This is a genomic window from Dyadobacter luteus, assembly GCF_003383615.1.
Taxonomy (GTDB): Bacteria; Bacteroidota; Bacteroidia; order Cytophagales; family Spirosomataceae; genus Dyadobacter; species Dyadobacter luteus.
The window spans coordinates 111,712-130,484 of record NZ_QNUL01000014.1 but is presented as its reverse complement, the minus strand read 5'-3'; the positions used below and the strand labels follow the sequence as shown (position 1 = coordinate 130,484).

Sequence of the window (18,773 nt, the reverse complement as noted above, 5' to 3'; positions counted from 1 at the left end):
TGAGTTCTGAAAACTGAATAATTATTTGCTGCTCACCTTCGCTGAACCTGTTGCGGCTGGTTCCACTGGTACGCCGTCTGCCAGCACATCAATGTTGTTGAGCGCAATTTTGTCTCCTTTTGCCAAACCTGATTTTACGATATAATTTTCTCCTGAACGACCATCAACTGTAATCGGGCGCATTGAGACCTTATTACTATCGGCAAGGGCGAAAACAAACAAACGATCCTGAATGTCTTTCACACTGGCCATGGGTATCGCCAGACTTTCTGATAAACGTTTTGTCAGGATAATGCGGCCTGAGCCACCTGATCTTAGTATTTTGTCAGGATTTGGGAACACAGCCTTCAAGGCGACACTTCCTGTTGTACGTTCTATATTCCCGCTGGCTACTTCCAGTTTCCCTTTGTGGCTATACGCCGCGCCATTTGCCATCACCATTTCTACCGTGCTGATACGCTCGTCTGTTTTCCTTGCTTCCAGAAACTCAATGAAGTCAGCTTCCGACATGGAGAAATAAACAAATACGTCATTGATATCTGACAAGGTGGTAAGCGGGCTGGCGTCTGCCGGGGTTACCAGGTTACCTGTCCTGTTTGGAATACGACCTATATAGCCACTTACAGGAGCTTTAATTACCGCAAACGCCGCGTTAATCTGTGAAGAACCCAGGCTGGCCTTAGCCTGCGCTACCTGTGCTTTTGCAGATTCATAATTAGCCTTTGCTACTTTCATTTGCATGTCGGACACGACTTTTGCTTCAACAAGTGGTTCCAGCTTGTCGACTTCCAGTTGTGCTGATGCCTGAGCGGCAAGCGCATTTTGTAATACCGCCTGGCTATTATTGACCTGCTCATTAAACACATCGCCTTTAATCTTAAATAGCGCCTGTCCTTTCTGAACGTAGTCGCCTTCTTTCACATAGATTTTCTCAAGATAGCCCGAGACCTGTGCGCGTATGTCTACATTGACTGATCCCTCAATGTTACCCGGATAAGTGGTCTGAATTTCGGAGGGTGCAGCATTGACCTGAAGGAAGTCAACCTGCGGCTTTTGCATATAACTCATATCCGCCTGCTGCTCGCCTCCTCCGCATGAAGAAATTGAAATGGCAGCTGTTGCCAGAAGCAGACTGTTAACGAAATAGGTTCTGTTAAACATTCTTTGTAGTGATTAAATTATAATACAAAGAAATGGGTAATCAATGCTATGAGGGCACTTTTTTTGACTGAACCGTCATTAATCGCGGCTGAATCGAAGATGTCAGACAACCGAAATGAAGCTCACCTTCAGCTTTATTCAGATGAGAAAAATGCAAATTAATACACGACACAACTGCTTAGTAATCCATCCAGTTTTTCAGATGAATTGCTTTGTCACGGCTTACAATCACCTCCGTCTCCGAGCTCTTTTTCAGCTCTACTTTCAGCTTACCATTGAAGTGATTATGTATTTGTTTGATGGATTCGTAGTGAATAATGAATTGTCGGTTGGCACGAAAAAACTGTTTGGGATCCAATTGCTGCTCCAGCTCTTCCAGTGTTTGAGAAAGTGTTTCTTCCGTACCGTCGTTCAGGCTTGCTCGTGTAATTTTTGATTCGGAATAGAAATATTCAATGTCTTTCACCAATACCGTTTTGAACCCGTCGCGGTAGGGCAGAAGAAAACGTGTTCTGTATTCTTTACCCAGATATTGAGAAAGAAGTCCCTCGATAGACTGTGCTGGTGAAGTACCTTGTCTGCTCTCTGCCATCCTGAAAGCATTGGCAAGTTCATCAGGTTCGATGGGTTTGAGAAGATAATCTATACTATTGAACTTGAAAGCACGAACGGCGTATTCGTCATAAGCCGTGGTAAAAATGATCATCGATTTGATTTCCACTTTCTCCAGTATTTCAAAACTCAGTCCGTCGGCGAGACGTACATCCATCATGACAAGGTCGGGATGTGTATGGGATTCGAACCAGGCGACGCTGTCACATACACTTTCGATCACGTCCAATATGCGGGCATTGGGATTAATTTCAGTAATGAGCCGCCTTAAACGTGATGCATTTGGTTTCTCATCTTCAATAATCAGTATGTCTTTAATCATAACTACAAAAGTGGGATTGTAACCTGAAAAAGGGATCCGTCGTCTGTAACTACCGGATGTCTGTCTGACAATAATGTATACCGAAGTTTGATGTTTCTCAAACCCAGCCCGGAAGAAAACTTACCAGAGTCCACCCTGTCGATGGTATTGATAACAACCAGCTCTTTTTCAGCAGTAGTTCTGACGATTATTTTCAACGGATTTTCCTTTCTCGTTTTATTGTGCTTGATAGCGTTTTCTATCAGTAATTGTAAACTCATAGGAGGAATATAATGCCTGCAGGAATCAGGACTGATATCAATGTCAAATACAATACCGGCTCCAACGCGGTGCTTCAACAGGAATATGTAAGCATTCAGGAATTTCAGCTCATTTTCAAGCGGAATCAGGTCTTTTTTTGAATTAACCAGCAGGTATCTGTATACTTTTGAAAAGTTCTCAGCGTATTCATATCCTAATTTCTGGTCCTCCAGAATGAGTTCAGACAGGACGCTGAGGTTATTAAATACAAAGTGCGGATCCAGTTGAAGGCGCAGGGCTTCCAGTTCTGCTTCTGCGGCAGCCTGCTTATGTTCAGCAGCTTTGAGCTGGTGTGTGGCGGCCAGTACTGCGGTATTCTTCCAGTTGGTAATGAGATAATTGCCTGTATGAAAAGTCAGAATCATTAATCCAATAACTACACTTGCTATAATCCATTGCGAAAAACCGGCAACATCTTCATCCAGACAATCCAGCGCGTCGCCGTCGTAATCGTATACGAAAGACATCAGGAAAATCTGTAGCAGAATCAGCAGGAAAACAAAACCGATGTTCAGCGTCGCCTCTGTAAACAGGCGCTGTAGAGGTTTTTCAAACCAGGAAAGGAAATTATTAAGCCGTTTGTTAACGTAGATACTAAATTCTGAATTGAGGATACAGCAAAAAAATGCCAGTACCCATTCAGAAATCAGGGCAGGTAATGGCCTTGCAATGTATCGCTGAAACTGTATATCCCTCGGATCGAGCAGATAGATAATCATATATAGCATCACAAATGAGAATAGTGGCAGGATCAAGGATTTGAACCTGTTGGTCATCAATGGTGCGAATGATTTTTCCATATTATTTTAGACAAGACAACAGTGAACCGAAACTCCTCACTGTTTCCTGTAATGTGGCTACCTGAGCGGCAGCTTGCTAAATGATTGTTAGGTTTGCGTATAAATCTTAATAAAAGATTCAAATACAAATTTGGTAATTAATATGAATGTTAGAGGTACTTCTCTTACCAAATCGTACATAATACCCGCTGAGACATAAATATCCGGTAACTGAAACGTAAGAATCAGGTTTGAAAGAATTAATTTGCAGTATTTAGTAAAAAGTCAAGAATGTTAAATAGACACACAGCAATTCCCCGGCTGGATATCTGCACTTTATCGGATTACAAAGAGGATGATCTGATGATCAGCCGGCTTTCTGATTATCTCCGTGATCATCAGAATCTTATTTTTCCTCACAGACATAGTTTTTATCATCTTGTATTTTTTACGGACGGAGAAGGCAGGCACACGATTGATTTTCAGTCTTTCGATGTAAAAAGGAATCAGATCTATTTTATGGTACCGGGGCAGGTGCATGCCTGGCATTTCGAAGGTGAAATGAAGGGATTTGTAATCAATTTTTCAGGAACATTCTTTCAATCCTTCCTTCTGAGGCCCGATTATCTCGAATCGTTTTCGTTTCTGGATGGAGTTACAGAAGATGCTGTGCTGAATCTTGACAATGCGCTGGCAGGAGATGTGAAGGGGCTGTTCGAAGCACTCATTACCCAGTCTGAAAGAGACGGCAACATGCAGATAGACATGATCAGGCTGATTCTGCTTCAGATATTCATCACGATTGAACAAGGTCATCCGCATTCATCGCGGTTGTTAGTTCCATTACAAAATGCAGTGGTCAGGAGTTTTCTTAAATTGATCGAAGCGCATTTTGTAAACAAACGCTTACCTGGTGATTATGCTGAACTACTCAATGTATCGCCCAATCACCTGAATGCCTTGGCGAAGGAGCACCTGGGAAAGCAGGCTGGGGAAGTGATTCGTGAAAGAGTATTGCTGGAGGCGAAGCGCTTGTTAATTATGCCCGAACTTACGGTGGCAGAAGTCGCATATCGGCTGAATTTCAACGATAACTCTTACTTTACCCGTTTCTTTCGAAAATATGCAGGAATAACACCGGAGGCTTTCAGACTGAATTCGATCAGTAATTGAAACGAAAACCACCGGTGCAACAATTATTAAGCTGCCTTTTTTTCTGCTGGTTTGATGAACAATGCCAGCCATGAACGGCGGGCAAGTCGATAGAAATACGGCGTAAGTAAGATCAATACAGGAATAATACTGATAAGGAAATAATCCAGGTATTCTTCGAAGTAATTAACGAATATCAGGAAGTATACAACCATGAAGGCTACATAAAACGCGTAACTCATATACAATGCTCCCTGATAAAAGCCTGGCTCCGGTACCAGATTTTCTCCACATTTGGGGCACTGTTTATTCATTTTGTCAAAATTCCTGAGGCTATATGCACTTTTAGAGATAAAGAAATCTCCTTCTCCGCAACGAGGGCATTTGTTGAAAAGTACGCTGTACAATCTGTTTGTATGTGCCATGACTAAGTCTGATTAGTATTAAAAACGTTCCGCTGACTATCGATGAGGAACTGTTGCAAAGTTCCCTAATTCAAACCGGAAAATTAAATACTAATGTCATATTCTGTGGTACTAATCAACGAATATGATTTTGGAAGACTGCCTGATGCGGTAAATCGAAGGAAAAATGGTCAGTTTAATTCTGCCGAATTAAGGTACTCCGCCATTTGGCGAATTGAAAAAATATGGTCGATAGCAAGGTGCGTCAGTGCATTTTGGGGCATGATCGGGATTTGAGCTGTTTCGGGATCTTGCACGATGATAGTTCCACCCATTTTCTTGATCGCCTGCAGTCCCAGCGTACCGTCGTCATTAGCGCCTGAAAGAACAATACCGGTCAGAGCCGGGCCATATACATCCGCCGCCGATTCAAATGTTACGTCCAAACTTGGTCTGCTGTAATTCACTTTTTCAGAATCATCCAGAGATAATGTATGATCTTTTTCGACCAGTAGATGATAATCAGATGGGGCGAGATAAATGTGACCGGCCTGAATGACATCTTTATCATCCGCCTCATGTAAAGGCAAATGACACTTGCTGGCGAGTAGTTCAGAAAGCGAAGAATCTGCGGAATTACGACGGTGCAGAACAATCAGAATTGATACCTTAATATCATCTCTCAACAACGGCAGTAGTTGGAAAAGCACTTCCAGACTTCCTGCCGAACCACCAATTGCAATTACTTTAACTCCGGAATTTACACTACTTTTTTCCATATCTTTTCACGATTCAGCTGCTTGTAGTTGTGTTGGACTACTGAGAACTTTAATGTTTCCTTGGATCCTAATGCAAGGTATCCGAGTGAACCAAGACTTGAATCGAATAGCCTTAACACCCTGTCCTGTAAATCCTTATCAAAATAGATAAGTACGTTGCGACAAAGAATCAGATCAAATTCATTAAATGAACTATCCGAAACCAGGTTATGTGTTGAAATAATTATTTTCTCGGAAAGCTCTCCGTTAAATTTCGCTTGACCGTAGTTCGCTGTGTAATAGTCAGAAAAATCCATTTCACCACCCGAAGCAATATAACTTTCCGAATACTGTTTCATCTGGTTCATCGGGAATATCCCTCTGCGCACTTTTTCCAGTACAGTAGGATTCAGGTCGGTAGCATACAGCAACGATTTCCGCAGCAAGCCCGCCTCCTTTAGCAAAATGGCCATTGAATAGACTTCTTCGCCCGTAGAACAGCCCGCATGCCAGATCCTTATGAACGGTTTCGTGCCTAATATCGGCAAGATATCATTACGCAAGGAAAGGTAAAAAGTGGGATCACGAAACATCTCTGTGACGTTCACCGTAATTTCTTCCACAAAGCGCTTTAGGTAAGATGTATCGCTTCTTACGCGGTAACGCAACTCAGCAAAACTCGGAAATTTATCTAATGAATAAAGTCTGTTGATCCTGCGCTTCAGCGAAGCCCGGGAATAACTTGTAAAATCGTAACCATGCAATTCGAACAGATCGGTCAGTAGCAGTTCGATATCCTCATCCTCAATCATCGCTATCGGTGTTATCTTTCTGCAATAGCAATAATAATTGATCCACGTCGATAGGTTTGGAGATGTAGCCGTCCGCACCGGCAGCCAGGCATTTCTCGCGATCACCAACCATAGCCTGCGCAGTTACTGCAATGACTGGTGTTTGCGCATGATTTTGGAGCCCTTTAATAATCGGAATAGCCTCATAGCCATCCATTTCCGGCATCATCATGTCGATCAGTACTATATCAATATCGTCATTTTCTCTGAGAAGCTCAATGGCTTCTGGAGCACCATTGCGTGATAAACACACATAAGATCTGGCTTTAAGCGTTGCAGACAATGCAAAAATATTCCTTGCGTCGTCATCTATAATCAACACTTTCTTTTTGTTCATGTTATTTCGTGTTCAGATAATTCCTCACTTTTCAGGCCTTCTCATAAAGCCAAACTCTTAATAGAGACAGAAGCTGATCTATATCTACCGGCTTGGTTATATAATCAGAGGCACCTGCGTTGATACATTTCTCCCGGTCGCCGGTCATTGCTTTTGCTGTAACCGCGATCACAGGTAAATTCCTCCATTTATGATTTTCCCTTATCCTCTTCGCTGTTTCATACCCATCCATCTGCGGCATCATCATATCCAATAGTACGACGTCAATTTCAGGATTTTCATGTAAACGGGCAAGTGCTTCCTTTCCATCCAGGGCTGTTACAATGTTCATTTTGTAATTCTCCAGCGACTTGGACAGAGAGAATATGTTTCTTACATCATCGTCCGCGATCAGTACCGTTTTATCCTTCAGAATATCGCTCAATGCACCCAGTTTGCGCATATCTGATTCTGTCGCAGGCTTTTTGTTCTCTTCCACTACATGAAGAAACAGCGAAACCTCATCCAGCATACGCTGGTAGGAGTGAGCTGTTTTTACGATAATTGAATCAGCATACTTCTTGATTCTTTGTTCCTCCGATAAAGAAAGACTTTTTCCTGTAAATATGATAATAGGAATGTTTTCCAATCCCGGGTTCTTTTTGGCCTCTTCCAGCGTTTCATAAGCGCGTTTGTCGGGGATACCCATATCCAGTATCACACAGTCGACCTGGTTGTTTTGCAGTGCTTCAACACCCTCAGTAATATTACTTTTCAGTTCCGAATTGATGTTGAACGTCTCCAGGAAGTAGGCAAGCGCCTTAGCATGTTTGCTGTTATCTTCGACAATCAGTACCTTTTTCGATTTTTTACTGATTACATATTCGATTTTGTCAAACACCTCCTTCATCCGGTCTGCTACCATCGGTTTGTCTATAAAATCAACCGCGCCTTTGAGCAAACTTTCATTTTTCATCCTGTGCGATGACATGATATGTACCGGTATGTGCCGCGTTTCAGCATTACTTTTCAGTGCATCCATAACCTGCCAGCCGCTCATCACAGGTAGCTCAATATCAAGCAGAATGCCCATAGGCTTAAACACTTCTGCGAGTTGCAGACCTTCATCACCCCGTACGGCAACGATGCATTTATAACCCTTTTTACGCGTATATTCCTGTAAGGTTCTGGCAAAAAGCGTATCGTCTTCTACAATCAGAATGACCTTATCCGAATCCAGAATGTCGGCTCTGTCGTCTGGTATGTTCTCGGGAATGGTTGTAGTTACATATTGAGACACTGTATCCGAGCTGGTTGCGGGTTGCACCATTTCCAGTAGGGGCAAAGCCTCATTTTCTCTTGCAGCCAACGCAGCTTCTTTTCCTGTTGGTATGCTGATAAAGAAATGACTTCCTTCGCCGGGAGCACTCGTTACCCAAATTTCGCCACCAAGCAGCTTTACAAGTTCCCTGCTGATAGAAAGCCCCAGACCGGTACCACCGTATTTCCTTTTGGTTGAACCATCAGCCTGTTGGAAGGCTTCAAATATAAGATGTAGCTTGTCTGGTGCTATACCGATTCCGGTGTCGTGTACTTCGAACTCAATTTTATCATCAGACTTTCCTGGTCTCACATCAATGCTAACAGCACCTTGTGATGTAAATTTAAGTGCATTGGAAACCAGGTTTTTTAGGACTTGTTCGAGCCTTGTTTTGTCAGTTTCAAAATGAGACGGGGTTTGCCCGGAAATATTAATGTTCAATTCGAGTCCTTTATCCTTCGCCACAGGCGCAAACAAAGCTTTTAAATCCTGACAAATATCCTTTACTGAACTTGTTACATAGTCAAGCTCCATTTTGCCTGCTTCAATCTTCGATAGATCGAGTATCTCGTCGATCAGCCCAAGTAAACCATTTCCCGAAGACCGGATTACTGAAGCATACTCAACCTGGTCTGCAGTCATGTTTTTTTCTTCATTCTCCGCAAGTAGCCTGCTTAGCAGCAGAATAGAATTCAGTGGTGTTCTGAGCTCATGAGACATGTTTGCCAAAAACTCAGATTTATATCTGGTTGTCAGTTCCAGCTCCGCAGCTTTCTTTCTGATTTCATAATTCCTCTCTTCCAACAGGCCACTTCTTTCTTCCAGCTCTTCGTTAATCTGCTGTAACTCTTCCTGTTGTACACGCAGCTCTTCATCAGATGCCTGTAATTTTTGCGCCTGAGCTTCCAGTTCGGAATTCAGGTTTTCCAGTTCATTGTGCTGCGCCTGAAGCTCTTCCGATTGCGCTTGCGTCTCTTCAAGGAAATTCTGAAGTTTTACATAATCCAGTGCTGAATTTATCCCAATCGAAATTGCATCCTGGGTATCTCTGAACAATTGCTGCTCTAACTCATTTGGAGCAACCAGCATACCCAATTCAATAATTCCGATACATTCGCCTGAATGAATCAACGGAATTACCACAATGGCAGCGGGTACAGTAGCTCCCAGCGTAGACTTAACCATTAAATAATTATCAGGAATGTGGCTGACAACCGTGATCTCCTTACTGAGAATCACCTGACCTGATATACCATCTCCCGCAAAGAGATAATCGGGTGCCGCAGCAGCGGCATGTGCCGCCGTTAGTTTGAAATTCCAGTCTTTGTCCTGAATATATATAGTCCCGACTGGGGCATTGATATAACTGGTAATGGTCTCTATAAGATTTACCGATAGGTTTTTCAGAATACGCTCGCCGCGAATGGCATCCGCGATGCGCATACTTCCGCCCTGCAACCAAGTACGATCTTCAAGATCCGTGAATGTTTTCTCCAATGATTCGGTCATGGTGTTGAGCGCAGAGGATATCCGTCCCAAATCATCATCTTCTTTGTCGCTTGAACGAATGGAGTAATTTCCACCGGAAATTTGCTCCGTTACTTCTTCCATCGCTGCGATTCTGCGGCGCGTTTGTTGGTACACTTTGTCGTCCTGTTCCTGCTGAGCAATACGCTGACCCATGTCTCTTCTGATCCTGACATAAGCAAAACCGGTAATCAATATTGAAACCAAAGCTGCTATCAGAAGCAGGTACGGGGTATATTGGATGTAAAGTTCCTGTTGGCTTAATCTGGCTTTCAGCATACTTTCTTCTTCAGCCTTTACCTGATTAATAATCATACGGACATCGTCCATGATCTTTTTGCCACGATTCATTTCCGCAATACGTCTTTCAGAACTTGCTATGTAAGTTTCGTCCTTTTCAGCCATATCAATAACACGGTCCATCTGAGCAAACCGGGCTTCAAGTCGTTCCTTCAAAGGAATCAGCATTTTTTGCTGCACTTCATTGTCTACCGTAAGTGCTAGTACAAGGCTGTAGGCGGCATTCGCCTTTTCATAGGCACCATTGTAAGGCTCCAGAAATTTAGAATCGAGGGTGAGTAAAAATCCCCGCTGACCTGTCTCAGCATCTTTCATAAATGAGATAATGTTCTCTGATTCGATCAGCACCTGATTGGTATGATTCACCAGCTGAGAGTTGTAAATCAGTTTCTGGGTGCTGTAGAAAGAGGCGACAAGGCTGACCAACAGCAATAGTACTGAAGCTGTAAATACAATTTTGAGTTGATAAATAATTGAATTAGACGTTCTTCTCATCGGTTGATTGTGGATCTGTGCTGTTTACAGGCTCTGAAAAAGATTGAATTACTGGTAACACGACTATGAATCGCGCACCCTGGTTTTCTTTACTTTGAGCCGAAATCAGCCCGTTGTGTTTATCTATGATTTTTTTTGCGATCGCAAGACCAATACCAGTACCCTCATAATTACGCTGATTGTTCAGACGCTGGAAGATGACGAAAATCCGATCCAGGAATTTTTCATCGAAACCGATTCCATTATCTTCAATCGTGATCCGGCAGTAATCACCATTTTCAATTGCGGCACTCTCAACAGACAATTGATCTGTCAATTCGCTCTGAATACTGATCACAGGAGTGGGCTGGTTCCGCGAAAATTTAAGTGCATTGCTGATCAGATTCTGAAAGACCTGCCTGATCTGGCTCGGGATCGTATCTATGGTTGGTATTGCATCTATAGATATCTGTACATTTCGCTCTGCAATGGCTTCCTTAAAGTCTTCCAGAATGTCATCAATCAGCTGGTTGATATTGGTAGGGGAGAAACTCGCCTGAACAGACAGTCGGGAATAATCCAATAAGTCGCTAATTAATAGTGACATACGGGCGGAAGCGCCAATTGACCTGTCGAGATACGAAATTGCTTCATCATTTCCGGCAAGAAACTTATCCTTCACAAGATGACTGAAGGTTTGTATTTTTCGCAAAGGCTCTTTGAGGTCATGTGAGACCACCCATGCAAACTGTTGCAATTCGTGATTGGAGGTTTCAAGCTCAGCATTCTTGTTGACGAGTTCACTGGTCCTTAGTGACACCTGTTTTTCCAAAATCTCGTGTGCCACCTTTTGCTGGTCAATATTGGTAAATGTACCAACCCATTTTACGGTAATTTCCTGTTGTTGAACGGGAATTGCGGTAAAAAGAAAATGCCGGTAACCGTTATTTTTCTTATCTACAAGACGAATCTCCCGCGAGAACTCTCCATCGTGCTGCAGCTGCGCCATGAACTGATGACAGACCACATGATCATCAACATGTACTTCCGGGAAAGTATGGGCATCGTCGGAGTAATTGTACCAGTGCGCGTTCACATATTCAATGTGCCCGCTCACATTCATGGTAAAGGCAATCTGCGGCAAGGATTCCAGCACAGAGTGTAGTTCCGTATTACGGCCATCCAGCTCTTCCTGCGCCTGTTTTCTTATTTCAATCTCTTTCTGCAGGGATACCTGAATACTTTTCAGTTCTTGTTGTTGTTCAAAAAGCTTTTTGAAAGTTCTGATTTTTAACAACAGAATGTCTGTATCAACGGGTTTTGTCAGATAGTCTATACCTCCCGAAGAGTAGCCCTTAGTAATAAATTTTTTTTCTTTGTTTACCGCAGAGAGAAAGATGATGGGAATATCCTTTGCTTTACTGAAACCAGACATGGCCTCGGCTACCTCAAAACCGTCCATCCCCGGCATCTGTACGTCCATGATAATCACCGAATAATCAGTAGACAGTACCTTTTTTAACGCCTCTTCCCCCGATTCTGCCGAATCTGTCCTGTATCCGTGCATTTCAAGGATACGTTTCAGAGGTAGAATATTCTCTGGTCTGTCGTCAACGATAAGAATCATGCCTTACTATTAAAATTACTTTTGAGTCATTTTGAATTCGGAACAGCTATATCAGCTTATTCCGGCAGCTATTTGAACAAGTCAGATATGCCTGTTTTCCTACTCTAAAATACTTGGGTGTGTGTACAATGCGGATTATCTATCACCGTTTAAATCTGTCCGTACGCTTGCATAGGAAACGCTTTTAGCTATACGTGCTGAATCGAACACGTTGAATCTATAAATATCATACCAAGCACTACATGCGGTTACATCATAAGCTTTACGATGGAGAAGTAACTTTACTGATTTGCTCGTCGACTATTAATTTGAGCTCTTCGTTCCATTTTTGAACTGTAATCATAGGATGGATAAATGGTTGCTCAAAGTCCTCAACAATAGAGGTTTTCTCTAAATGGATACAAAGATCAATCAGTAACTGAACGAGAGGTTCCTGCTCCTGACTGTATCTGGTGTCCTCATTGGTATCACCCACTTTTTCTAAAAAATTTCTAAGCAAGTGCAGTTGAACTGTATCTGCAAGACCGGTATTCTTCATAGTTGTGAAAAGTTTAAGTAACCGCCATGGGTAAATCATGGAAAAAATTTCCCAAAATCTACCATCGGCTACTATTGAGTAACTTTTACAAACACTATGCAATAGAATAAATCGACCTACCACAGGCTACAAAGTATTTTTCGTGGTTAATCTTCCCCAAAACGGGCAACGCTAGAGATTGCGGATTCTAATCCTGATATCCTTGGGAGAAGGTTCATTTCCACCAAAGTAGGGTAGCAGTTTGTAGGCGACACCAGTTCCTCCAGAGCAATATCGAGGCATTACAGTTTCGGTACCATTAAATGTAAAGACGTAGGTATTACCTTCAGTCCGGATAGCATAATTCATTGTCTTGCCCAATTCTGCTGTTCCCAGTTCCTTTTCCTGCCTTTCGCCGTCTCGATAGATATATGCATAAATTCTGAGCGCGTTTTCCCGCCAGTTCCAACCAAAGCGTGCACTATTAACATGATGTTGTGAGCTGCAATCAGAAAAACCCATTAGTTTATTGATATCGTGCTGATTTTCCGGAGAGACGGTTTTGTAGATGCAACTGCTATCAAATACAGCCTGAAATTTCATGGAACTTCCCGTAAACAAACTATTGGTATTTTTCTCCACTTCGTGAGAACCGGTTTTGATCGTATAGGTGATAAAGTCATCTTCGAAACTTGGCTGATTTCCCCACCACTCACATGAGGAGAGAAAAAATAGCAGTAGAAGAAAAGGTAAAGCAGATATTTTCATTTTCTAGTAATTACACCTTTTCAACGTATGCTTGGTGCCCTATGTTATACCGAACGCGAAAATACACATACGTTACCAAAAAGTAAGGTATGAAATACGTAAAAAATCCCCGGACCTGCCTGCGACCAGTCCGGGGATTTTCTATTTGCTCTTTGTCGTACTTCTCGTTTCTTTTTGGTTATTGGTAATGTGGTTACCCTTCACCATTTCTTCCTCTTTGTGACGGCTGTCGAGATTGTCCTTGTTTTCAGTTCGTTTTATCCCGTTTCCGGCCCCACCTGACGTCTTCGATGTTTGTGCCTGTTTCATAGTCGTTTCTGTTGATAAGGCACTGATTACCAACAAAACTATGCCAGGTTTGGTATTTTGTTTGCGCGGCTTCCTTCGTAAAGTTCGTATTCGAGTAAGCGGCAATCTATAGTCCCGTTATAGAACTCAATACGTCGCTTGGCTTTCAATCCGATTTTTTTGGCGAGCTCCAGGTTTCCGGTAAAAACATATCCGTAGTATCCTCCGCATTTCTGCTTCATGAAATCACCAATGCGGCTGTATGTTTCCTCCAGTTCATCCACGTTGCCAAGTCTGTCACCATATTCGGGATTGACAATAAAGATTCCCTTTTCACCTACAGGAACCTCTGTTTCGGCAAAATCGCATACATCAAATTCAATCAGGCTGGCTACACCAGCTGCAACTGCATTCTTTTTCGCATTGATAATCGCCATGTCGCTGTAGTCGGTCGCGATAATCCTCAGATCCGGTACATCTATAATTTGTTCTTCGAGTAAATCCTGCTCTTTGTAGTAGACCTCTTCATCATAGCCCTGCAAATGCATAAAGGCATAATTATCTCTGAAAAGACCCGGACGACTATTACTTGCGATCAAAGCTGCTTCAATTGCAAGTGTTCCTGATCCGCACATCGGATTAATGAAGGGCGATTTTCTGTTCCACTGTCCGGCAAGGATTGTAGCTGAGGCCAGTGCTTCCAGCATAGGAGCGCGACCCGGAATTTTTCTGTATCCGTGTCTGGCCAGAGAATCTCCCGCAGTGTCCAAAAAGATTTCGGCGTCGTCATTTTTCCAGAATAAATGGATCACTGTACCGGCCAATTCGGAACCCGTTGAAGGCCTGGTTCCCCGTTTTTCCCTTAGTCTGTCAACGATGGCATCTTTCACCCTCACATTGGCAAACATATTATTGTTAATCGTAGGATTCTGAACATTACTGGTCACCGAAAAATAACCCGGGTCAGGAATGATTTCCTCCCAGCGAATATTCAAAAGATGCTTGTAAACCTCATCCGCATTCCTGGCCTGAAACTTTTCCAGGCTGTACAAAACCTGGCTTGCGCAATACAAATTCAGATTGAGACGGATACATTCGTTGATTGAAGCGGTAACACGTACACCAGTAACAAATGCTTCTTCAATCTGAAATCCCAGATTTCTGACTTCCTGTTCCAGATAAGGAGCCAGGCGTTTATTGCAGGTTATTGTAACAGGTGCTTTTGTAGTATATAAAGACATGAAAGGAAAATCCGGGACTATACAGTCCGATTAAACAAAGCCCAAAATTACTGGTTTGCTTTGTAAGATTCAGCTTTTATCTGACAATGTTTCCTGCCAAAGGAATCAAAGTACATCCAGGAGCTCCTTGTTGATAATAGCTCCGGCCATACTTCCTGCGGCTACGGCATTGGCAACTGAGCGCATCATTACAGTATTGTCTCCCGCCGCATAGATCCCCTCTATGTTCGTTTTCCTGAAGTGATCTGTTGAGATATAACCGTGTTCTGTTATTTCGCAGCCCAATTTTGCGGGAATGTCGCAATGCTGTTCAAATGGAAATCTTGCATAGAGTGCCTTAAGCGCAAGGCTACTGCCATCTTCAAATCTGACTTCACTCAGGTATCCATTCGTATGGATTACCTGCTGAATCCGAGCCTGATTGACTGTGATACCCATTTGATTTAGTTTTTGCGAAGTGTCACTATCAAAAGTTGTTTCACCATTGGTAAGGATAGTGAGCTCAGGTGTCCAGTTTCTGATTAATGTGCCAAATTCAAGTGTTGCAGAGCCATTTATCCAGATTCCTGTTTTCTCATTTCTAACTTCGTAACCATGGCAATAGGGACAGTGGATCACGCTGATGCCCCAGCACTCACGTACTCCCAGAACTTCGGGAAGAAGATCCCTTACGCCGGTTGCAAACAATATCTTTCTGGTTTCAAATTGCTGCCCATCGTTGGTTTCAACGATGAACTCGCCATTACTTCCACTCACAGCTATTGCAGTTCCGTTGAATAGCTGCACTGTAGGGTAGGCCAAAACCTGTTCTCTCGCGATTGATGCCAATTCTGCCGGAGTATTTCCATCTCTTGTTAAGAAGTTATGTGAATGTGGCGTTTGCGCATTACAGGGTTTACCAGCATCTATGATCAATACATTTCTGATAGCGCGTCCCAGTGACATCCCTGCTGCCAGGCCTGCATAGCTTCCACCGACTATCACTACATCCCATTTTTTATTTTCTATCATTTTCATTTGGTTTACTATATGTCTCAAAAGTGAGACATGGGTGGTCAAAAAAATTTACAAGCCTATTCCCTTACTGAATGAATACCATGCCAACTGATGAAGCTTTTGTTTATCGTCACCGCCATTCATGTTTGTGGTGGCTTCCACAATGCTGTAGAAAAAAGAATCGATCCAGCACATGCTTAATTCTTTGTTAATCAAACCCTTTTCGCGCAATGATACCATGTGAATCCGCCAAAGCGATGTGGTCTGATCGTATTCCTTGCAAGTTTTCGAGTGAGTCTTGTGCTCATGCCCGTATTGATGATGGAGTTTTCTAAGAAATGCGCTTTTTACACCGCATTCCAATCCGGCATTGAACATGTTTTCTAATCTTTCTATCGGCTCCTCACTCAATTGGTAAGCCGATTCGTTTGCAATACGACAAGCTTTTTGCATTTCCGCTTCACATTCGATCATTAGCTCCTTTCTGTCCCGGAAATAACGATGCAGGGTTCGTCTGGTCGTGCCGGCCCGTTCTGCCACTTTTTCTAGCGCGGCAGAGAAATCTTCATTGAAGACAATAATCGCAGCTTCAACAAGAGCATGTCTGGTATCCTGTATCATTTGACAAATGTAGGAATGTCTCAAATCTGAGACAAGTATATTTAAAAATAAATCGCAGCGAGATAAGACTCACTGCGATTTTCAAATGTCAGTAAGCTAAATTTACTCAAATCCCGTTCAATTCTGCTTCAGTAAATGCCTTCTGACGTCCTGTTAGTTTTTTTCTCACCCTGGCAACCTCATCTGTCGAAACCTGATCTGAGTTATTTCTCCATGATTTGCGGATGTAACTCAACAACTGAGCGATATCTTCACTTTGCATATCGGGATCATATCCGATTCCCGGCATATCCCCACTAATCTCTGGCGCCTGGTACACATGACCGTTCACTTTAACAGGGCCGGTTAGGCCAAACAAAACAATTGAAATTAATTTTTCACGACTTCCTGTTACCCATTCTGATTGATTTAAAGGAGGACCAAGTGATTTTACTCCATTACCGTCTATACCATGGCAAGTCTGGCAAATGGAAGTGAAAAGTGCTTCACCTTTAGGAAATTGTTTTTTCAAAATCTCCGGATTGCGGTTAGCCGCGGCACTCTTGGCATTCGCAATCGCTTTTTGGAGTTGCTTTGCCACCATCGGATCTTTGGTTTTGAATGAGCTCGTCAGACTCGTTAGGAATGGCTCTTCTTCATCCTGAAGATTGCTCACAATAGCATCCGCTACATATCTGTTGTCAGGGTAAGCTAATGCTAATTTTTTTAAAAGATTTGTTGAAGCAGCGCTGTCGAATGGCTTGATGGACGGAGCAAGGAACGCGACATATGGCGCCGCCAAGGTATCACCCGATGCAATTAACAGATCAAGTGCATTGGAAAACCTCGCATAATTATCTTTGGAGATCACTGCTGGAACAGCTGTTAACCCCTGCATTTTATACACCCAGGCCGCATTATTGATAAAGGCCAATACCTCTTCCGTTTTTAAAGCCTCTAATCCTTCTAAAGTCCATAGCGCATGAAGTGCAAACAATGGATTTTCTTTTTGCTCAATCGCAGAGCGCAACAGTGGTATGGCTTGTGTCGACTTCGTGTCAATCAATTTTTGCTGTGCTTTGTCGCGTACCCATCCGTTGGCGTGGCCCAACAGTTTAACCAGTTGTTCAGGATTATTCTGCAAGATCACATTCTCGGTCTTCTTGTTTTTGGGCACCACCTTGTAAATTCTTCCGCTTGCCAGAGGCTGGGTTAGTTCCCGTTTGCCGATCTGGTCTTTCAGATACGGAGTCAGATACGTTTTATGCTGAATGATTCCCCTGTACATATCCAGAATATACATGGATCCGTCAGGAGCATTTGTTAAAGTAACAGGACGGAAACGTTCATCCGTGCTTGCCAGAAATTCCTTTCCCTTATAAGCTTGCTCGCCTTTGGTTACATAACCACTTTCTTTCAGAATGTTACGCTTAATCAAATTGGCCGATGGCTCCGGAACAAAGGCGTTCCACTCATACTCTTTTCCAAATAAATCACCTCTGTAAATGACCGGCGCTGCTGCGGCTGTAAACTCATTCAATCTCAGACTGTCGTCGAGTACATTTTTCATATACCCACGGTTCACACCTGGCGTCGGGCGAATAGGATATACCTTGTTATTGGCCACAGACTTTTCATTATATCCGGCAACGCCTCTCTGATTTTTGTTCGATGCCCCAAAACCAGGTGAAAAATAGTCACCCAGTAAATTCTGCGAATTATTGTTGTAATAAACCCGTCCGTAATTATCCTGCGTAATTCCCCACTGGCCTCTGAAGTGCGTGTGTTCTACAACCCATTTGTCCTTGATCTTGCGGTATCTTTTGTCAGACTTTGCATTGTAGATCCAGTTGTCCATGGCACGAAGCAAACCGTTAGGTTGGTGTTCTACATTTCCACCCACAGCATACTGATCATCAACCAATGTTTTTTTGACAGGCTTATCGCCCTGTATTTCGTAGAACCACAAATTGGTTGGCTCCGCTACAAGAATACCGTTGTCAATCAGGCAAATGGCTCTTGGAAGAACCAATGAGTCAAGGAAAACCTTGCGGTCATCGTAAACACCATCCTTGTTTTTGTCTTCAAGAATTACAATTTTTCCATTGGGAATATCTTCGCCCGTTCCGATGGTATCCGGCATATAGCCAATCATCTCCACGACCCACATTCTGGCTTTATCATCAAAAAGCATAGCAACAGGCGCACTTACCAAAGGTTCGGCAGCTACCAGCTTCACCTCGAAACCATCTTCAACAACCATTTTACTAATGGTTGCTTCAGGAGCTACAAAAGGTGATTTACTAAAGTCGATAGGTTTAACTTCTTCTGTTTTGACAACACTGGTATTTTGCCCGCTACCAGATTGCTTATTGGCAGTGCAGTAGATGAGTAATGTCGAAAATCCGACAATCAGAAAGGGATATTGGTACTTTTTCATCTGGTTAATTATGCTTCTG

17 protein-coding genes are annotated in these 18,773 nt (G+C 42.9%); 1 reads left to right on the top strand and 16 read right to left on the bottom strand.

Features of this window, described 5'->3' with window-relative positions:
- Window positions 1-21: 21 nt before the first annotated feature.
- The 3 genes from DSL64_RS17315 to DSL64_RS17305 form a co-directional block, all read right to left on the bottom strand.
- On the bottom strand, window positions 22-1,161 hold the full coding sequence (locus DSL64_RS17315; protein WP_115832173.1) for an efflux RND transporter periplasmic adaptor subunit: 1,140 nt from the start codon (window positions 1,159-1,161) through the stop codon (window positions 22-24).
- A 178-nt stretch (window positions 1,162-1,339) separates the two neighbouring features.
- Window positions 1,340-2,095: a LytR/AlgR family response regulator transcription factor gene (locus tag DSL64_RS17310; protein WP_115832172.1), complete on the bottom strand. Its 756-nt coding sequence runs from the start codon at window positions 2,093-2,095 to the stop codon at window positions 1,340-1,342.
- A gap of 2 nt (window positions 2,096-2,097) precedes the next feature.
- The gene (locus tag DSL64_RS17305; protein ID WP_115832171.1) at window positions 2,098-3,195 is read right to left on the bottom strand and encodes a sensor histidine kinase; all 1,098 of its coding nucleotides are present in this window, start codon (window positions 3,193-3,195) and stop codon (window positions 2,098-2,100) included.
- 270 nt (window positions 3,196-3,465) lie between these two features.
- Here DSL64_RS17305 and DSL64_RS17300 point away from each other — a divergent pair, with 270 nt between their 5' ends.
- Complete coding sequence (locus DSL64_RS17300; RefSeq protein WP_115832170.1) at window positions 3,466-4,347, top strand: helix-turn-helix transcriptional regulator; 882 nt, start codon at window positions 3,466-3,468, stop codon at window positions 4,345-4,347.
- Window positions 4,348-4,373: 26 nt separating this feature from the next.
- Here DSL64_RS17300 and DSL64_RS17295 read toward each other — a convergent pair whose 3' ends face one another.
- The 13 genes from DSL64_RS17295 to DSL64_RS17240 all read right to left on the bottom strand — a co-directional run bounded on the left by DSL64_RS17295 (window position 4,374) and on the right by DSL64_RS17240 (window position 18,754).
- Window positions 4,374-4,751 (bottom strand): DUF983 domain-containing protein, encoded by a 378-nt coding sequence (locus tag DSL64_RS17295; RefSeq protein ID WP_115832169.1) that lies wholly within the window; start codon window positions 4,749-4,751, stop codon window positions 4,374-4,376.
- A 170-nt stretch (window positions 4,752-4,921) separates the two neighbouring features.
- Entirely contained in the window at window positions 4,922-5,509 is a 588-nt protein-coding gene (locus DSL64_RS17290) for a chemotaxis protein CheB (protein WP_115832168.1), read from the bottom strand.
- The gene (locus DSL64_RS17285) at window positions 5,491-6,300 is read right to left on the bottom strand and encodes a CheR family methyltransferase (protein ID WP_115832167.1); all 810 of its coding nucleotides are present in this window, start codon (window positions 6,298-6,300) and stop codon (window positions 5,491-5,493) included. Before DSL64_RS17285 ends, DSL64_RS17290 begins: the two co-directional genes overlap by 19 nt.
- Complete coding sequence (locus DSL64_RS17280; RefSeq protein WP_115832166.1) at window positions 6,293-6,676, bottom strand: response regulator; 384 nt, start codon at window positions 6,674-6,676, stop codon at window positions 6,293-6,295. The genes DSL64_RS17285 and DSL64_RS17280 overlap by 8 nt, the downstream gene beginning before the upstream one ends.
- 31 nt (window positions 6,677-6,707) lie before the next feature.
- Window positions 6,708-10,298 carry a response regulator gene (locus DSL64_RS17275; RefSeq protein WP_115832165.1) on the bottom strand — a complete coding sequence of 1,197 codons (3,591 nt, stop codon included), beginning with the start codon at window positions 10,296-10,298 and terminating at the stop codon, window positions 6,708-6,710.
- On the bottom strand, window positions 10,282-11,904 hold the full coding sequence (locus DSL64_RS17270; protein ID WP_115832164.1) for a hybrid sensor histidine kinase/response regulator: 1,623 nt from the start codon (window positions 11,902-11,904) through the stop codon (window positions 10,282-10,284). The genes DSL64_RS17275 and DSL64_RS17270 overlap by 17 nt, the downstream gene beginning before the upstream one ends.
- A gap of 262 nt (window positions 11,905-12,166) precedes the next feature.
- The gene (locus DSL64_RS17265; protein ID WP_115832198.1) at window positions 12,167-12,442 is read right to left on the bottom strand and encodes a hypothetical protein; all 276 of its coding nucleotides are present in this window, start codon (window positions 12,440-12,442) and stop codon (window positions 12,167-12,169) included.
- Window positions 12,443-12,613: 171 nt separating this feature from the next.
- Complete coding sequence (locus DSL64_RS17260; RefSeq protein ID WP_115832163.1) at window positions 12,614-13,189, bottom strand: hypothetical protein; 576 nt, start codon at window positions 13,187-13,189, stop codon at window positions 12,614-12,616.
- Window positions 13,190-13,330: 141 nt separating this feature from the next.
- Entirely contained in the window at window positions 13,331-13,498 is a 168-nt protein-coding gene (locus DSL64_RS29175) for a hypothetical protein (protein ID WP_199539417.1), read from the bottom strand.
- Window positions 13,499-13,536: 38 nt separating this feature from the next.
- Window positions 13,537-14,718 (bottom strand): THUMP domain-containing class I SAM-dependent RNA methyltransferase, encoded by a 1,182-nt coding sequence (locus DSL64_RS17255; protein WP_115832162.1) that lies wholly within the window; start codon window positions 14,716-14,718, stop codon window positions 13,537-13,539.
- Window positions 14,719-14,823: 105 nt separating this feature from the next.
- On the bottom strand, window positions 14,824-15,729 hold the full coding sequence (locus tag DSL64_RS17250) for an NAD(P)/FAD-dependent oxidoreductase (protein ID WP_115832197.1): 906 nt from the start codon (window positions 15,727-15,729) through the stop codon (window positions 14,824-14,826).
- A 54-nt stretch (window positions 15,730-15,783) separates the two neighbouring features.
- Window positions 15,784-16,335, bottom strand: coding sequence for a TetR/AcrR family transcriptional regulator (locus DSL64_RS17245; RefSeq protein ID WP_115832161.1), 552 nt, complete (start codon window positions 16,333-16,335; stop codon window positions 15,784-15,786).
- A 106-nt stretch (window positions 16,336-16,441) separates the two neighbouring features.
- The gene (locus tag DSL64_RS17240) at window positions 16,442-18,754 is read right to left on the bottom strand and encodes a DUF7133 domain-containing protein (protein WP_115832160.1); all 2,313 of its coding nucleotides are present in this window, start codon (window positions 18,752-18,754) and stop codon (window positions 16,442-16,444) included.
- Between the last annotated feature and the right edge of the window lie 19 nt (window positions 18,755-18,773).